The sequence below is a fragment of the Micromonospora sp. WMMD956 genome (genome assembly GCF_029626125.1).
In the GTDB taxonomy this organism is placed as follows: domain Bacteria; phylum Actinomycetota; class Actinomycetes; order Mycobacteriales; family Micromonosporaceae; genus Micromonospora; species Micromonospora carbonacea.
Genome location: NZ_JARUBI010000005.1, coordinates 6,091,220 through 6,107,935 on the forward strand (window position 1 = coordinate 6,091,220; position 16,716 = coordinate 6,107,935).

Annotated in this window: 13 protein-coding genes; 3 read left to right on the forward strand and 10 right to left on the reverse strand. The window is 74.5% G+C overall.

Annotation, left to right across the window (positions count from 1 at the left end; all coding sequences use genetic code 11):
- Nucleotides 1-385 precede the first annotated feature (385 nt).
- A complete protein-coding gene (locus O7628_RS26620; protein WP_278134690.1) occupies nucleotides 386-1,552 on the forward strand; it encodes an ATP-grasp domain-containing protein in 1,167 nt (388 codons plus the stop codon).
- 164 nt (nucleotides 1,553-1,716) lie between these two features.
- Here the strand turns inward: O7628_RS26620 and O7628_RS26625 are convergent, their stop codons facing one another.
- The 7 genes from O7628_RS26625 to O7628_RS26655 are packed head-to-tail and all read right to left on the reverse strand — an operon-like array spanning nucleotide 1,717 to nucleotide 10,449.
- Nucleotides 1,717-2,964 carry a HAMP domain-containing sensor histidine kinase gene (locus O7628_RS26625; protein WP_278134692.1) on the reverse strand — a complete coding sequence of 416 codons (1,248 nt, stop codon included), beginning with the start codon at nucleotides 2,962-2,964 and terminating at the stop codon, nucleotides 1,717-1,719.
- Nucleotides 2,965-3,636 carry a response regulator transcription factor gene (locus O7628_RS26630; protein ID WP_278134694.1) on the reverse strand — a complete coding sequence of 224 codons (672 nt, stop codon included), beginning with the start codon at nucleotides 3,634-3,636 and terminating at the stop codon, nucleotides 2,965-2,967. It abuts the gene before it with no gap.
- Nucleotides 3,637-3,690: 54 nt separating this feature from the next.
- Nucleotides 3,691-4,956, reverse strand: coding sequence for a cation:proton antiporter (locus O7628_RS26635; protein ID WP_278134696.1), 1,266 nt, complete (start codon nucleotides 4,954-4,956; stop codon nucleotides 3,691-3,693).
- Nucleotides 4,953-6,290: a cytochrome P450 gene (locus O7628_RS26640; RefSeq protein ID WP_278134697.1), complete on the reverse strand. Its 1,338-nt coding sequence runs from the start codon at nucleotides 6,288-6,290 to the stop codon at nucleotides 4,953-4,955. The genes O7628_RS26635 and O7628_RS26640 overlap by 4 nt, the downstream gene beginning before the upstream one ends.
- The gene (locus O7628_RS26645) at nucleotides 6,287-7,384 is read right to left on the reverse strand and encodes an alpha-hydroxy acid oxidase (RefSeq protein ID WP_278134699.1); all 1,098 of its coding nucleotides are present in this window, start codon (nucleotides 7,382-7,384) and stop codon (nucleotides 6,287-6,289) included. Before O7628_RS26645 ends, O7628_RS26640 begins: the two co-directional genes overlap by 4 nt.
- A gap of 1 nt (nucleotide 7,385) precedes the next feature.
- The gene (locus O7628_RS26650) at nucleotides 7,386-8,951 is read right to left on the reverse strand and encodes an NAD(P)-binding domain-containing protein (protein WP_278134701.1); all 1,566 of its coding nucleotides are present in this window, start codon (nucleotides 8,949-8,951) and stop codon (nucleotides 7,386-7,388) included.
- On the reverse strand, nucleotides 8,941-10,449 hold the full coding sequence (locus tag O7628_RS26655) for an aromatic amino acid ammonia-lyase (protein ID WP_278134703.1): 1,509 nt from the start codon (nucleotides 10,447-10,449) through the stop codon (nucleotides 8,941-8,943). Before O7628_RS26655 ends, O7628_RS26650 begins: the two co-directional genes overlap by 11 nt.
- Nucleotides 10,450-10,512: 63 nt before the next feature.
- On the opposite strand from O7628_RS26655, the gene O7628_RS26660 reads away from it, so the two are divergent.
- Together O7628_RS26660 and O7628_RS26665 are read left to right on the forward strand one after the other, a co-directional pair.
- Complete coding sequence (locus O7628_RS26660; RefSeq protein WP_278134705.1) at nucleotides 10,513-12,060, forward strand: NAD(P)-binding domain-containing protein; 1,548 nt, start codon at nucleotides 10,513-10,515, stop codon at nucleotides 12,058-12,060.
- Nucleotides 12,050-13,540 carry a fatty acid--CoA ligase family protein gene (locus O7628_RS26665; RefSeq protein WP_278134707.1) on the forward strand — a complete coding sequence of 497 codons (1,491 nt, stop codon included), beginning with the start codon at nucleotides 12,050-12,052 and terminating at the stop codon, nucleotides 13,538-13,540. Before O7628_RS26660 ends, O7628_RS26665 begins: the two co-directional genes overlap by 11 nt.
- Before the next feature lie 96 nt (nucleotides 13,541-13,636).
- Here the strand turns inward: O7628_RS26665 and O7628_RS26670 are convergent, their stop codons facing one another.
- The 3 genes from O7628_RS26670 to O7628_RS26680 all read right to left on the reverse strand — a co-directional run bounded on the left by O7628_RS26670 (nucleotide 13,637) and on the right by O7628_RS26680 (nucleotide 16,678).
- Entirely contained in the window at nucleotides 13,637-14,449 is an 813-nt protein-coding gene (locus O7628_RS26670) for an ABC transporter ATP-binding protein (protein ID WP_278134709.1), read from the reverse strand.
- 97 nt (nucleotides 14,450-14,546) lie between these two features.
- Nucleotides 14,547-15,572: an iron chelate uptake ABC transporter family permease subunit gene (locus tag O7628_RS26675; RefSeq protein ID WP_074476225.1), complete on the reverse strand. Its 1,026-nt coding sequence runs from the start codon at nucleotides 15,570-15,572 to the stop codon at nucleotides 14,547-14,549.
- On the reverse strand, nucleotides 15,569-16,678 hold the full coding sequence (locus O7628_RS26680; RefSeq protein ID WP_278136414.1) for an iron chelate uptake ABC transporter family permease subunit: 1,110 nt from the start codon (nucleotides 16,676-16,678) through the stop codon (nucleotides 15,569-15,571). Before O7628_RS26680 ends, O7628_RS26675 begins: the two co-directional genes overlap by 4 nt.
- Nucleotides 16,679-16,716 lie beyond the last annotated feature (38 nt).

Consider the following 16,716-nt stretch of genomic DNA (forward strand, 5'->3'; position numbering starts at 1 on the left):
AAATGGGCCGGTCCCACTCGGCTGTCCGGCCCATCCGCGTGCTCGGAGGGCGCTGACTATGCTTCATCGATCATGATGTCGATCATGACGCAGTCGGTGACTGGTTGATCACACATCGGCTGCTGGTGCGCACCGCGCCGGCGCAGCGCTGACCACAAGCCAGCCGCTAGCCGACCGGCCCAGCCCGGATCCGTCCGGCCGGTGCGCGCGGCACGCCCGACTCTCGCGGCCGAGCGGCCTCATCAGGACCGGTACGCCATGCCTCACCCGCCACGTGCTCCGCAGCTCGCGGCCGGGGCGCACCGGGCTTCTCGCCACACCCCGAGGCCTCCTGCGGGGGGCCGGCACGTCAGGAGATCCAATGGATGGGCCTATCCAAGTACAGGTGTTCGCGCACGACGGGGTGGTCCTGGCCCGGCCGCCCAGCCCGGTGGAGACCGCCGGCAGCCGCTATCTGACCAGCGCGGGCGCGGGCCTGCACAACGGGCTGGACATGGTCACCGGCCTGCACCTGACCCTGCCGCACCAGTCGGCGGTCATCTGCAGCAGTGGCGCCAGCGCCGACAAGTCGCTGCGCCTGCTCAGCCGGTGCGGCCTCAAGACGCCGAGCGACCTGCGGGAGTATCGCTCCGGCGAGCAGGCGGTGCGGCTGGCCCGGGAGGCCGCCGGCCGGGGCGAGCTGCTGGAGTTCCAGTTTCCCCCGCAGGACCCGCAGTTGCGGGCCGCGCCGGCCCGGGTCGCCCCGGACCTGCTGGCCCGCCTCAACAACAAGACGGTCCTGGAGACCCTGATCGCACCGGACTACCTGCCGCGCCGGCAGGTGGCCAGCCCCGCCGAGGTGCGGCAGATCGTCCGGGCCGACCGCCGGCCGGCGGTGCTCAAGCCGGCCGGCACCGAGGTCTACAGCGGGATCGCGATCTTCACCCGGAGGTTGCAGGACCGGCTCAACCGGTCGCTGTTCCACCAGCTGGAGCAGGTGAGCGACAGGTGGATCGTAGAGGAGGAGGTTCCCTTCCGGACGGTCTGGGGCCTCCAGTTCGGCGTGACGGAGAGCGGTTCGGTCGAGTACTTCGGTGCGTCCGTGCACCTGCCGCAGCCCACCTCGACGTGGGTCGGGTGTGTGCTCGACGACGACCGACCGCCGGCCGAGCTGGTCGAAGCGCTGACGGCAGGGGTCCGAAAGGCCAGCGCCCTCGGGTACCGGGGGTACTGCTCGTTCGACGCCGGGGTCGGCCGAAACGGCGAGCTACGGGTCATCGACCCGAACTTCCGGGTCAGCGCCGCCACCACGTCGGTGCTGCACCGCAGCTCCCTGCTGAGCCAGCATCCGTGCGCCATGACCACCTTCTTCACGCTCGCGCCGGGCCTGGACGCCGAGCCGCTCCTCGCCCCGTTCATCGATCGCGGGGAACTCGTCGTGTTCATGCACTACGACCCGGCGGAGACGGACAACGGCCCGCACCCGGCGACGGTCCTCGGCATGGTGGGCGCGGCCGACCGCTATGCCTGCGGCGTGCTGATCTCCCAGGTCCAGCGGGCCCTGACCAGCTGACACCCCCGAGGCCGCACGCGTCGACCATGGAGGTGGCGGCGGCTGGGGAGTCGCCTCAGCCGCCGCCACCGGGGGAGATGCGGCGCTGCGCCCGCTCCTCGAAGCTCGTGGGGCGATGCCGAGGGCCCGGGCGTACTCCGGGCGGGCGGGTTGGCCGAACACGTTCATGAGGTCGTGGGAGGCGCCCATCCCCGGCATTCCCGCGTCGGGGCGGGCAGGCACACCGTGAACGTCGCGCCGCGACCCGGCCTGCCCTGTGCGTCGATCGTGCCGTGGTGACTGGTGACCACCTCCCGCAGCAGGGCCAGCCCCAGCCCGGAACGGCGGTCGCCTGCGCCCGCACCCCGGTGGAACCGGTCGAACAGACGCCGCGCGTCGGCCTGGTCGAAGCCGTCCCCGGTGTCCGCGACGGAAAGTTCGGCGCGGCCCTCGACGGCGCGCAGGGTCACGGCGATCCGGCCCCCGGCGGGGGTGTGGGCCAGCGCGTTGGCGAGCAGCTCCCCGACGACCCGGCGCAGCGCCGACTCGACGCCTGGCACCGGCAGCGGCTCGCCGGGCGCGTCCAGCGTGAGCGCGACCTGGCGCTCGACGGCGCGGTCGACCTCGGCGGCGACCGCCGCGCCGACCAGCGCGGTGAGGTCGACCTGGGGTTTCGGCGGCTGGCCGGCGGGGGCTGCGGCGAGTTGGGCCGAGAGCAGCAGGTCGTCCACGATCTCGCCGAGGCGGCGGGTGGTGTCGACCAGTCGCTCCAGGTCGTCCGGGCTCACCCCGGTGCCGCCGGCACGCGCCCGCCGGGCCAGCACCTGGGCGCGGGTGTACACCTGCGCGATCGGGGTGCGCAGCTCGTGGCTGGCGTCGGCGACGAAGCGGCGCTGGCGGGCCAGCGCCTCCACCAGCGGCGCGACGGCCCGGCGGCTGACGAGCAGGCCGGCCAGCGCGGCGGCGAGCACCCCGACGGCCGCCGCGAGGCTGAACGCGAGCAGCAGGTGCCGGCGGTCGGCCAACTGGAAACGCGCGTCGAACACCGCCTGCACGACCCGGTCGCTCCGGGCGGCGGTGCGGACGTGGTAGACCGTCCCGTCGCGGGTGACGGTGGTGGTCTCGGCGGTCCGGGTCGCCGCCACGGTCTCCAGCGCGTCGTGCAGCGGGAAGCCGGGCGGCGGCGGGTCGAGTCCGGTGTCCACGGTCGTGCCGTCGTACTCGAAGATCCAGCTACAGGCGGGCGGGCCGCCGATCGTGCCGTACCGCGTGCCCCATTCGAGTTCGCGCTGGATCTGGGCCTCCTGGCGGCGGACCAGCGCCTCGTAGGAGATGCCGCCGCCGAGGACCAGCAGGGCCCCGAAGACCAGACCGACCAGCACGGCGATGCGCAGCCGGGCCTGCCGGACGACAGCCCGCTCGGCCCGGTCCACCTACAGCCTGCCCAGGCGGTAGCCGAGCCCGTGCAACGTGCGGACCACTGGGCGGCCGAGCTTGCGCCGCAGGTAGTAGACGTAGGTGTCCACGATCGACGCGGCGGTGGCCTCGGGGAAGACCTGTCGGCGCAGCTCACCCCGCGAATGCACGGTGCTCGGCCGGGCCGCCAGCACCCGCAGCAGCTCGAACTCGCGGGTGGACAGCGCCACCCGGGTGCCGTCGGCCAGCACCGCCTGACGCAATGCCAGGTCGAGCCGCCCGCCGCCGACGCGCAGCACCTCGGTGCACCCGGAGGCGCGCCGGCACAGCGCCCGGATCCGCGCGCTCAGCTCGTCCAGGTCGAACGGCTTGACCAGGTAGTCGTCGGCGCCCGCGTCCAGCCCGGCGATCCGGTCGTCGACCGTGGCGAGCGCGGTGAGGATCAGCGTCCGCGCCGGCACCGCCCGCGAGCGCAGCCGGGCGACCAGGTCGAGCCCGTCGAGCGCCGGCAGCAGCCGGTCGATGACCATCACGTCGTACGGGCGGGTCAGCCCGAGATGCAGGCCGCGCTGGCCGTCCGGGGCGCGGTCGACGACGTAGCCCTCGTTGACCAGCGTCTCGGTGAGCAACTCCGTCAGATCCGCGTCATCCTCGACCAGCAGCAGCCGGTTCGGTTCTCCCCCGTGCATCCCTCAACAATTCATAGGCGTCCGTCGATAAATCCGTGAATATTGTCTCCTCAACTACTGCCAACCCGCCAGGGCCTGCGTGGGTGCAGTGGTGACCGTCCTCGCCTCCCGCCGCTCGATCCAGCTCAGGAGTGGCGTCGTCATCAGCGTCGTGACCAGCGCGACCAGCACCAGCACCGTGAACAGCGACCCGTTCACGATGCCCGCCTCCAGCCCGACGTTGAGCGCGATGAGCTGCATCAGGCCCCGGGCGTTCATCAGCGCGCCGACCCGCAGCGCCACCCCCTGCGGCTCGCCGCGGATCCGGGCTGCCGCCCAGCAGGCGCCGAACTTGCCGACGACGGCCGCCGTCACGCAGGCCAGCGCGAACAGCAGCACCGGCGGGCTGCCGAGCAGCCCGAACTCCGTGCGCAGGCCCGAGTAGGTGAAGAACAACGGCAGGAACACCGTTGCGGCGACCGGGGTCAGCGTGTCGACCACCCGGTCGGTGTTGGCGGTGCGGGGCATGACCACGCCGACCGCGAATGCCCCGAACACCGCGTACAGCCCGATCTCGTCGGTGTACCAGGCCACCAGGAAGAGCAGGACGACCATGCCGAGCAGCCGGGCCCGGTCGTCGAGGCCCCGGGCGGTCATCAGCGCGGCGGTCGTGCGGCGGCCGGCGAGCCAGAGCACCAGCCCGAAGAGGACCGCGCCCCCGGCGGTGACGATTGCCGGGCCGGACCGGCCGGAGGCGAAGGCCAGCACCACGGCGAGCATGATCCAGGCGACCATGTCGTCGATCGCGCCGCTGGCCAGGGAGAGGGTGCCGTGCCGGGTGGCCGCCTGGCCGCGTTCGGTGATGATCCGGGCCAGCATCGGGAAGGCGGTGATGGCCAGCGCGACGCCGACGAACGCCGCCGAGACCCCGAGCGAGGTCCCCTCGGCCCGGATCGGCACGGCCCTGGAGGTCGCCAGGACCAGCAGGACGCCCAGCACGAGCGGCGTGGCGACCCCGGCCAGCGACACCGCGCCGGCCGTGCCGGCGAGGCCGGTGACGCGGTGCGCGCCGAAGGCGTACCCGGCCTGGAACATGAACAGCACCAGCCCGACCTGGCCGACCACGTAGAGGACGGGGAGCAGGGGAGCCGGGAACAGGGCGTCCTGCACGTCCGGCAGGAGCAGCCCGAGCAGCGAGGGGCCGAGCAGCACCCCGGCGAGCATCTCGCTGACCACGGCGGGCTGGCCCGCCCTGCCGAGCAGCCAGGCCACCCCCTTGCAGAAGAGCAGGATCACCGCGACCGCGATGAAGAACCGCGGTGCCAGCTCCGTGGGGGTCATCGGACCGCCTCCTCGAAGTAGTTGCCGCACAGGCGCTGTCGACGGGCGTCGACGACCATCCAGGTGCCGAGCACCAGTTGCCGGACGCTGCGGCCCACGTCGGCCCAGCGGTCCCGCCACCGCATCGCGCCCAGCCGCAGCCGGCCCGGCCCGGGGAGCCCGGCCGGCGTCAGGTACGCCGGGCCCCGGCTGGGCAGCGGCCGGGTGTGCGCGACCGAGGACGCCAGGGCGTACCGGCGCAGCACCTCGCGGGTCGCGGCGCGCAGCATCACCGGCGCGACCCCACGCGCCGGGCAGGCCCGGTTCGCGGTGATCCCGTACGGGATGAGGTGGGCGTCGCGGCGTGTGAGGGTCAGCCACCGCTGCGGGTCGAACCGGTCGTCGGCGGCGGCACCGGCGCGCTGGAACGCCAGGTAGTTGAAGAGCAGCACCGACCCGGCGGGCAGCGACACCCCGGGCAGGGCGATCGGCGCGGACGTGATCCGGTGCGCCACCCCGAACAGCGGATACAGCCGCAGCGTCTCGTCGACCACCCGGTCCAGCGCCGCGTCGTCGTCGAGGCCCCGCTGCGCGTCGGGGTGGGTGGCGAGGGCCAGCAGCACGTGCGCCATCGCCTCGGACATCTGCACGACGGCCGTGGTGCAGAAGGCCCCGTGGAGATACCAGGCCGTCTCCTGGGCGGTGAACGGCGGCGGCAGCGTCACCGGGCAGGTCCCCGCGTCGACGCGCCCCCGCAGGTACCGGGTCAGCCGGTCGCGCCGGTCCATGTGCCGCAGGCTCGTGCACTTCAGCGAACTGGACACGTCGTCGGCGTTGGCGACGATCAGCGCCCGCGCGTCGGGCGGGCACACCCCGCCGAAGACCAGCTCGTGGAAGACCTCGGCCCACACCGGCACCATCAGGTCGCGCAGCCGCACGTGGCTGGTCCGGCCGGACGGCAGCTCGTCCAGCACCCGCCGGGTGGCGGCGGTCGCCAGTTCGTCGGCGCGCTGCGGGCGCACCGCGAGCACCCGCCGGGTCGTGGCCGCCACCGTGCGGTAGCGCTCGCCGGGCTCCAGGTGCTCCTGGTGCATGTGCGGCCCGGGGGACAGCCAGTACCAGAACAGGTCCGACAGCCCGGCCCCCCGGCTGCGCCCGTCGGCCGCCGGGTCCGCGTACACCCGCATGAAGTGTTCGACGCCGACGGTGGGGCCGGGCACCGGGATGCCCTTCGCGCCGTTGACCCGGGCGAAGACCCACTCCCGCAGCCGCACCACCGCCGGGGGCAGCCAGCGCGGCAGGGTCCAGCCCGCGCCGAGCGCGACGAGGGCGACCGCGACGACCGGGGCGCTCATGCCCCCACCACCGGGGCGACGGGGCCGCAGCCGGCGACGAGGTCCGGGCCGGCGACGAGGTCCCGGCCGAGGTCGGCCGGTCGGGCCGCGCCGGCCAGGGCCAGCGCCCGGTCCAGGTCGGCGCGCAGCAGCTCCAGCACGTGCCGCACCCCGGCCGCCCCGCCCACGGCCAGCCCCCACAGCACCGGCCGCCCCACCAGCACGGCGGTCGCACCGAGCGCCAGCGCCACCAGCACGTCCGTGCCCCGCCGGACGCCGCCGTCGACCAGCACCGGCAGCCGCCCCCCGACGGCCGCGACGATCCCGGGCAACGCGTCCAGGGTGGCCAGCGCGCCGTCGAGCTGCCGGCCGCCGTGGTTGGAGACCAGCAGGCCGTCGACGCCGTGCGCGACGGCCAGCCGGGCGTCGGCCGGGTGCAGCACCCCCTTGAGCAGGATCGGCAGCGACGTGATGCCGCGTAGCCACGCGATCCGCTCCCAGCCCAGCCCGGCGTCCATCTCGATGCTGCGCACCCGACCGTCCGTGTCGCGCATGTTCTCGCAGGCCAGCCCGGGTGGCAGGTCGACGAAGCCGTGCCGCAGGTCGCGCTCGCGCCGGCCGAACACGGGCGAGTCGACCGTGACGACCAGGGCCCGGCAGCCGGCGGCCTCGGCCCGTCGCACCACGGCGGCGGTGAACTCCAGGTCCGGCTGCGGGTAGAGCTGGAACCACAGCCGCCCGCCCGCCGCGGCGATCTCCTCGACTCCCCGGGTGGCCGCCATGCTGACCACCATCACCGTGCCGGCCTCGGCGGCGGCCCGCGCGGTGGCCACCTCGCCGTCGGGGTGGGCCAGCCGGTGGAACGCGGTCGGCGCGACCAGCACCGGCATCGAGACCGGCTCGCCGAGCAGACGGATGCGCAGGTCGCGCCCGCCCGTGCCGCGCAGGACCCGGGGCACGACCCACCGCCGCGTGTACGCCGCCTCGTTGGCCCGGACCGTGCGTTCCCCGCCGGCCCCGCCGGCGAAGAAGTCCCAGTGCGCCGGCTCCAGCCGACGCCGCGCCTCGGCCGCCACGTCGGCCAGGTTCAACCCGGCCTCGTCCAGCGTGAGCATCTCAGCCCTCGCCGCCGCTCAGGCAGCGGTCCACGAACGCGACCAGCGGCGCCACGTGCACGTCCGGCCGGTCCCAGCGGTTCTCCAGGTTCTCCGCCAGGTGGTGGGTGGCCACCACCCGCCCGCCGCGGTGGTGGCGGACCACCGGATGCAGGTACGCGGCGTCGTGCGCCTGCCCGACGACGTCCTGCGCCACCCGGTTGACCGTGATGTCGAACGGGTCCACCTGGTCGTGGTCCGGCCCGTACTCCAGCGTGACGACGAAGGCGTGCCCGTAGTCGTGGTCGGGGGTGCGCAGCCCCTCCTCGGCGAAGTAGTCGACCGGCACCTCCTCGTGGTAGCGGGCGTCCGGGCCGGCCACGGTCACCACGTCGGCGAGGACGCCGAACTGCTGCCACAGCGCCGAGGTGCGATTGACCCGGGCGACGACGGCGTCGGCGATCGACTCCGGCGTGGCGTCCAGCTTCTCCGCCGGCCACGGCGTGTCCCCGTACCGCCGCTCCAGGATCTTGTGCAGCGCCCGCACGGCGTAGCGGAAGCCGTGGATGAAGCCGTTGGTGGAGCGCTTGAAGTCGCGTTCCTGGGAGAGCGTGCCGGCGAAGTACAGGCCGGGAACGTCCACCGACTCCCACGCCGCGGTCTGCGCCGGGAAACGATCCCTGACAGCCAGCGCCGGGCGGCAGGTGTCGTCGAAGATCGACGCGTCGAAGGCGAAGCCGGTGCAGGCGAGCACCCGGTCGTAGCGCAGCTCCTTGACGACCTCGTTCGCCCGCGAGAACGAGAACGTCACCGTGAACCCGGCGCCGTCGCGCTCGATGCGCCGCACGTCGCCGTCGAGGATCGCGTTGGCCGACTTGAGCTGGTACGTGTCGAGGAAGTTGTTGTTCACCGCCCGCAGGTGCCCCACGTAGTGGGTGCGCCACGCCATCCGCACCGAGCTGGGCCCGGCGACGTGGATCAGCGTGGTCGTCTCCATCAGGTTCTCCGCCGTCTCGAACGCGGAGTTGCCCTTGCCGATGATCAGCACCCGCTGGTCGAGGTAGTCGCGCGGGTCGACGGGCATGTCCGCGTACCGCTCGGCCAGCTCCAGCCCCGGGATCGGCGGCTCGTACGGCTTCGACACGCCGGTGGCGACGATCAGCCGCCGCGCCCGGAACGTCTCCCCGGCCGTGCGGGCCTCGAAGACCCCGTCCACCCGCCCCACCGACGTCACCCGCGCGCCGTAGCGCACCCGCGCCCCGGTCTTCGCGGCGAAGTCCGCCAGGTAGCGGACCATCACGTCGGCGTGCGGGAAGTACCGCTCGGTGTAGGCGGTGAACCGCAGCGTCGGGTCGTCGCTGAGCAGCGAGTTCCAGTCCAGCCGCAGGTTCAGCTCCGGGTCGTCGGAGCCGGTGTGCGGCTTGTTGATGGAGATGAGCTGCCGGTGGCGGGGGAAGGTGGCGAAGAACGCCCCGGGGGAGTTCGCGCCCTCCAGCACCAGGTAGTCGCGCCTTCCGTCGGCCTCCAGCAGGGCGGCCAACTGGAGGCCGGCCGGCCCGGCCCCGATGATCAGGTAATCAAGCGTCACGGCGGTCACCCCAGGGAAGAGAAGTCACGAGCGTTTCGACGACATCGGCGGCGCGTCGCACGTCGCCGTCCAGCGGCCGGTCCGGGTCCACCGGCGGTACGGCCTCCGCCAGCGCCGCCAGCACCTCGGCGCACCCGGGCGCGGACGGCGTGCGCGCGCCCACGTACGCGGCCTGGCGTAGCCCCACCGCGAGCGACCCGACGATCAGGTGCAGCAACCGCGCCTGGTCCAGCGCCCGCAGCGCGGCCTGGGTGCCCAGCGGGACGACGTCCTGGTTGTGCAGGTTCGTCGGCAGGCTCTGCATGCTCGCCGGCATCGTGTCCCGGCGGATCTCGGCGATCAGCGCGGTCGACGCCAACTGCACCCCCTGCAACCCGTGCTGCTGCCCCGGCCCGGCGGCGAGCATCGGCGGCAGCCCACCGTTGCGGTTCGGGTCGACGAGCAGGTCGAGCTGCCGCTCGGCGAGGTTGCCGACCTGCGCCACGACCATCGACAGCAGGTCGGCGGCGAACGCCGCCGGCTGCCCGAAGAAGTTGCCCCCGTGCACGACGGCGTCGTCGTCGGGGAAGAACAGCGGGTTGTCGCTGACGCTGCCCAGGTCGGCGGCGACGACGGCGTCGACGTGGCGCAGCGCGTCCTCGGCCGCGCCGAGCAGCTGCGGCGCGCAGCGGATGCTGTACGGCTCCTGCAGCGGGCGCTTGCCCGACGCCACGATCCCGTCGCCGACGCGCCGCATGGCCGCGCCCACGTCGATCGCCCCCGGGTGCCCGTACGCGTTCAGCAGCCGGGCGTCGAGGAACTGTGGATCGCAGCCGAGCAGGTCGGCCAGCAGGGTGGTGAGCACCTGCACCGCCCGGTGCGACGCGCGCACCGACCACAGTGCCAGCGCGGTCGCCGCCGTGGTCAGCGACGTGCCGTTGACCAGGGCGAGGGCGTCCCGACCGTCCAGCGGCAGCGGCTCCAGGCCCGCCTGCGCGAGCGCCTGCGCCGCCGGCAGCCGCACCCCGTCCACGTAGGCGTGCCCCCGGCCCCGCAACGCCTGCGCCGCCGCGCCCAGCGGGATCAGGTCCCCGCTGGCCCCCACCGAGCCGAGGCGCGGCACCGCCGGCACGAACGTGGTCGCCAGCATCGCCGCGAGGGCGTCGACGACGTGCGGGGAGACCCCCGACACGCCCCGCGCCAGCGACCAGGCCCGCAGCAGCAGCGTCGCCCGGACCACCTCCGGCGCGAGGTCGGGGCCCTGTCCCGCGCCGAGGTGGGCGAGGGTGTTGTCGGCCTGGTCGCGCAGGTCGGCCCGACCCGCGTACCCGACGAGCGCGCCGAAGCCGGTGGTGCTGCCGTACACCGCGCGGTCGTCGCCGAGCACCTCGGACAGGAAACTGCGGGCGGTCGCGACCCGGTCGCGGACCTGCGGCGAGACCACGACCCGGACCGGGTCGCGGGCGGCGCGCAGGTCGGCGATCCGCAGCGGGGCGGCGAGATCTACCTCTGTCGTCATGCGACCGCACCCTAGAGACGGATTCTCAGAACGCTCTGAGATCGGGCGATTACGTTTCGCCGCATGACGCTCGACTACCTGATCATCGGAGCCGGGCCGGCGGGGCTCCAGCTCGCCGCCCTGCTGGAGCGCGACGGCCGCGACCACCTGGTGCTGGAGGCCGGCCCGGGGCCGGGCACGTTCTTCGCCACCTACCCCCGCCACCGGCAGCTCATCTCGATCAACAAGGTCTGGACCGGCTCCGACGACACCGAGTTCAACCTGCGCGCCGACTGGAACTCGCTGCTCACCGACGACCAGGCGCTGCTGTTCCGCCACTACAGCCGGCGCTACTTCCCCCACGCCGACGACCTCGTGCGCTACCTCGCCGACTTCGCCCGGGGCCTGCGGATCCGCTACGACACCCGCGTCACCCGCATCGCCCGCGACGGGGAGCTGTTCACCGTCGACGTCGCCGGCGGCGACACCCTGACCGCCCGCCGGGTCGTCGTCGCCACCGGCGTCTCCCAGCTCCACGTCCCGCCGATCGAGGGCGCCGACCTCGCCGAGCGGTACGACACCGTCAGCGTCGACCCCGACGACTTCACCAACCAGCGGGTGCTCATCGTCGGCAAGGGCAACTCGGCCTTCGAGACCGCCGACGCCCTCGTCGAGACCGCCGCCGTCATCCACGTCGCCGGCCCGCACTCGATCAAGCTGGCATGGCAGTCGCACTACGTGGGGCACCTGCGCGCGGTCAACAACAACTTCCTCGACACGTACCAGCTCAAGTCGCAGAACGCGGTGCTCGACGGCACGATCGAGCGGATCGCCCGCCGGGACGACGGCGGCTACCGCATCGACTTCCGTTACGCCCGCTCCGTCGAGGCGATCCGGCAGATCGACTACGACCGGGTGATCCTGTGCACCGGCTTCCGGTTCGACGCGAGCATCTTCGACCCGTCGGCCCGGCCGCGCCTGGTCATCGACGACCGCTTCCCCGAGCAGACCCCAGCGTACGAGTCGGTGAACGTGCCCGGCCTGTACTTCGCCGGCACCCTCACCCAGCAGCGCGACTTCAAGCGCTCCACCAGCGGCTTCATCCACGGCTTCCGGTACGGCACGCGCGCCCTGCACCGCATCCTCAACGCCCGCCACCACGACGTTCCGTGGCCGTCCGCTGCGCTCGACGCCACCCCCGAGGCGATCACCGACGCGATCATCGCCCGCATCAACCGCACCTCCGCGCTGTGGCAGCAGTTCGCCGTGCTCGGCGACGTCGTCACCGTCGACGGCGACACCGCCCGCTACCACGAGGAGGTGCCCGTCGCCTACCTGAGCGACGGCGGCCTCGGCCCCGATCCGTTCGCCTTCGTGGTCACCCTGGAGTACGGCCCGGACCACGACCAGGTCGACCCCTTCGACGTCACGATCCCCCGGATCGCCGAGAACGACGCCGAGCACGCCCACGACGCCAGCTACCTGCACCCCGTCGTACGGGTCCACCGGGGCGGCCGGGTCGTCGCCACGCACCACATGGCAGAGAACCTGGAGAACCACTGGAACCTGCCCGCCGTGCACCAGCAGCCGCTCGTGCACTTCGTCAAGGGCGTCCTGTCCGATGCCGACTGATCCGACATCCGCTGATCCGACCCGGGCCCGGGCCTGGCCGGCGCCGGCCGAGGTCTGGCCGCAGCCCCTCCTGGACCTGCTCGCCACCGGCGGCGACCGGCCCGTCTTCGCCGACGGCGACCGCATCGTCACCGCCGCCGAGATGTCCGCGCTGGTCCGCCGCGTCGCCGCCGGGCTGCGCGCCGCCGGGGTCGGCCCCGGCACCGGGCTGGCGCTGCGCCTCGGCGTCACCCCGGAGGCCTTCGCGGCCACCGTCGCCGCCTTCGCCGTCGGCGCCCGCGTCTCCGGCGTCCGCCCCGAGCTGACCCCGGCGCAGCAGGCCCACCTGCTCGGCAGCGACCCCGGGCCGCTCGTCGACGACGCCCGCCTCGCCCAGCTCGTCGACACCGGCGACGACGGCCGTCCGCTGGTCGCCGCCGGCCGACCGGGCGACGTCGCCCGGATCATCTGGACCAGCGGCAGCACCGGCAATCCCAAGGGCTGCGCCCAGACGTACGCGGCGATGAGCGCAGCCTGGTCCCCGTACCCGGACCGCTGGCCCCCGGCGATCGCCGACCTCGCCCCCCGTCTGGACCGCTACCTCGTCTTCGGCTCCCTGAGCAGTCAGGTGATGCTGGAGTACGGCATCCTCGCCCTCACCGCGGGCGGCACCCTCGTCGCCGCCCGCCCCCCTGGCTTTCCCGGCATGATCACCCGGCACCGGGCGACCGCCAGCGTCATCACCGTCGGCAAGCTGCACCAGCTCGTCCAGGCCCAGCGCGCCGACCCGACCGACCTGAGCAGCCTGCGGGCCCTCGTGGTGTCCGGCTCCCCGCTGACTCCGAGCCGCCTCGCCGAGGCCCTCGACGTGCTCGGCCCGGTGGTCTTCCACGGCTACGGACAGACCGAAACCGGCATGATCACGATGGTGACGCCGGCCGAGATGCTGGCCACCCCGACCGCGCTCGCCTCGGTCGGTCGCCCGCCCGCCGTCACCGACCTGTCCATCCGCGACGCCCACGGCCGCCCCGCCGCCGAGGGTGAGCTGTTCGTGCGGACCCCGGCGCAGGCCACCGCCTACTGGGCGGACCCGGCCGAGACCGCCGACGTCTTCACCGACGGCTGGGTCCGCACCCGCGACCTGGCCCGCCTCGACGAGGACGGCTACCTGCACCTGCTCGGCCGGGCGCGGGACGTCGTCATCGTCAACGCCAACCTGGTCCACGCCGGCCCGGTCGAACGGGTCCTCGCCGCCGACCCCGACGTCGCCGAGGCGTACGTCGTCGGCCGCCCCGACGACGCCACCGGGGAGGCGGTGCACGCGTACGTGGTGCCGGCCGCCGGCCGCACCCCGGACGTCGCCCGCCTGCGCGCCCGCGTGGCGCAGGCGCTGGGCGAGGCCGCGACCCCGAGGACGATCCAGCCGATCGACCGGGTCCCGCTGGCACCCAGCGGCAAGCCGGACAAGCGCGCGCTGACGTCGACCGGCCCGCACGGGTGAGGCCCTCCCCGCCGCCCCTCCGGATCGAGCACTATCGTGTCCGAAGCCTCCGCCGGGCGGGGGTGCGATCGGGGTGCGGGTGCGGGTGCGGGGCGGTCAGGGGCGTGGGGCCGGTATGCGCCGGGCGGCCGGCACCACCAGCGGCGAGCCCGTCTCCGGGTCGTCGATGACCCGGCAGGGCAGCCCGAACACCCGCTCGACCAGGTCGGCGGTGACGATCTCCCGGGGCGGGCCGGCGGCGACCACCTGCCCGTCGCGCATGGCGATGAGGTGGCTGGCGTACCGGGCGGCCTGGTTGAGGTCGTGCAGCACCGCGACGAGGGTGCGCCCCTGCTCCTCGTGCAGCGTCGCGCACAGGTCGAGCACCTCGATCTGGTGGGCGATGTCGAGGAACGTGGTGGGCTCGTCGAGCAGCAGCAGCTCGGTCTGCTGGGCGAGGGCCATGGCGATCCACACCCGTTGCCGCTGCCCGCCGGACAGCTCGTCGACGAGGCGGTCGGCGAGGTCGGCGACGCCGGTGGCGGCCATCGACTCGTCGACGATCCGCTCGTCGTCGCGGGACCACTGGCGCAGCAGCCCCTGGTGCGGGTAGCGGCCCCGGGCCACCAGCTCGGCGACGGTGATGCCGTCGGGTGCGGTGGAGCTCTGGGGGAGCAGGCCGAGGGTGCGGGCGACGCGGCGGGCCGGCTGGGCGTGGATGTCCCGCCCGTCGAGCAGCACGGTGCCGGCGGTGGGCTTGAGCATCCGCGCGAGGGCCCGCAGCAGCGTGGACTTGCCGCACGCGTTCGGGCCGATGACCACGGTGAACGACCGGTCGGGGACGGTCACGTCGAGCTGCCGGGCGATGGTCCGCTTGTCGTACGCGAGGGTCAGCCCGTCGCCGCTGAGCCGGGGGGTGCCGGGCCGCATGGGCGGTGCTCCGTTCTCTGTCGGGGGACGGTGGGCCGGGCGGGTGTTAATAAGGGGCCCTTCCTCTACAGAATGCGTTAACAAGGTGCCCCTCCTTTCACAGCCGGCCGGCGCGGCGTTCGGTGGCCAGCAGCCACACCAGGTAGCCGCCGCCGAGCGCGCCGGTGACGACGCCGACGGGGAGCTGGTGGCCGGGGAAGCCGCGCTGGGCGATCAGGTCGGCGGCGACCAGCATCGCCGCGCCCAGCGCCATGGCGGCGGCCAGGTTGGGGCCGGGCGCGCGGGTGAGCCGGCGGGTCAGGTGCGGCGCGGTGAGCGCGACGAAGTTGACCGGCCCGGCGGCCGAGGCGGCGACGGAGACCAGCAGCACCGCCGCGACCAGCAGAGTCGTGCGCAGGCCCCGCACCGGCACGCCGAGCGCGGCGGCCGTGTCGTCGCCCAGCTCGGTCATCCGCAGCGCGGGCCCGCAGGCGAACAGCACCACCGGCACCGCCACGGCGAGGGTGACGGCGACGGGCACCGCCTGCGCCCAGCCGCGCCCGTCGAGGCTGCCGGTGAGCCAGAGCACGGCGCGGGCGGCGTCCATGAGCTGCGCGCGGGTCAGCAGCCAGCCGTTGACGCCGGTGAGGATCGCGGCGACGCCGATGCCGGCGAGGATCAGCCGGTGGCCGTGCGCGCCGCGCGCCCAGGCCACCGCCCACAGCAGGACGCCGGTGGCCAGCCCGCCGGCCACGGCCGCGCCGGCCAGAGCGAGGGTGCCGCCGCCGACGACCACGACGAGGAGCGCGCCGGTGGCCGCGCCCTGGGTGACTCCGAGGATGTCGGGGCTGCCGAGCGGGTTGCGCACGAGGGCCTGGAAGACCGCGCCGCCGAGGGCGAGGGCGGCACCGACGAGCAGCGCGGTGACGAGCCGGGGCAGCCGCAGCTCGCCGATGATGAAGTCCTCGGCGGGGGTGCCGCCGCCGGCGAGGGTGCGCAGCACGTCGGCGGGGCTCATCGGGTAGTCGCCGCCGCCGATCGACAGCACGCCGAGCGCGCCGGCGGCCAGGGCGCAGCCGATCCCGACGAGCAGGGCGCGGGCCCGGAACCGCACCGACCAGCCTCGGACGCGGACGACGCTCACGCGCGCACCGCCCGGGTGCGGGTGACCAGGTGCAGGAAGAGCGGCCCGCCGAGCACGGCGGTCATGATGCCGACCTGGAGTTCGCCGGGGCGGCCGAGGACCCGGCCGGCGACGTCGGCGCCGAGCAGCAGCACGGGGGCGAGGAGCGCGCACGCCGGCAGCAGCCAGCGCAGGTCCGGCCCGGTGAGGGCGTGCACGAGGTGCGGCACGAGCAGCCCGACGAAGACGAGCGGCCCGCAGGCGGCGGTGGCCGCGCCGCAGAGCAGGGTGACGGCGACGATGACGGCGGCGCGGACCACGGCGGGGTTGGCGCCCAGCGCGCGGGCCTGGTCGTCGCCGAGGGCGAGGGCGTTGAGCGGGCGGGCCGCCGCGAGAGCGATCACCAGTCCGACCGCGACGAACGGCAGCACCCGGGCCACCGTGGCGAGGTCGGCGCTGGCCAGCGAGCCGACGGTCCAGAACCGCATCTTCTCCAGCGAGGCCGCGTCGAGCAGCATCACCGCGCTGACGTAGGAGTAGAGGGCCGCGTTGAGGGCCGCGCCGGCGAGGGCGAGGCGGGCGGGGGTGGCGCCCCGGCCGCCGCCGACGGTGTAGACGAGGGCGGTGACGGCCGCCGCGCCGGCCAGGGCGAACCAGACGTACCCGCCGACGGTGGCGACGCCGAGGAACGCGGCGGAGCTGGCCACGGCGGCGGACGCGCCGGCGTTGATGCCGAGCAGCCCGGGGTCGGCGAGGGGGTTGCGGGTGACGGCCTGCATGATCGCGCCGGCCACCCCGAGGGCGGCCCCGGCGAGCAGGCCGAGCAGGGTGCGCGGCAGCCGCATCTGCTGCACCACCGCGTGCGCGGGGGAGGCGGGGTCCCACAGTCCCGCCCAGACGTCGGCGAGGCCGAGCTGCCGCGCGCCGACGGCGAGGCTGACCGCGCACACGGCCGTGAGCAGGGCTGACGCGGCCAGCAACCCGGCGACCCGGGCCGCGGGTCGGCCGCGTCGCGGTGGCGGGGCGGGGGGCGTCGCCGCCGGCGCGGGTGCGGTCGGCGACGGGTCGGTGACGGACAGCGGAAGCTCCTGTGTGGTGGAAATCGATCGCTGAGGGCTGTTGACAATAACTTAGGTTAGGGTAACTTAACCTCGCCCTTGGTCAT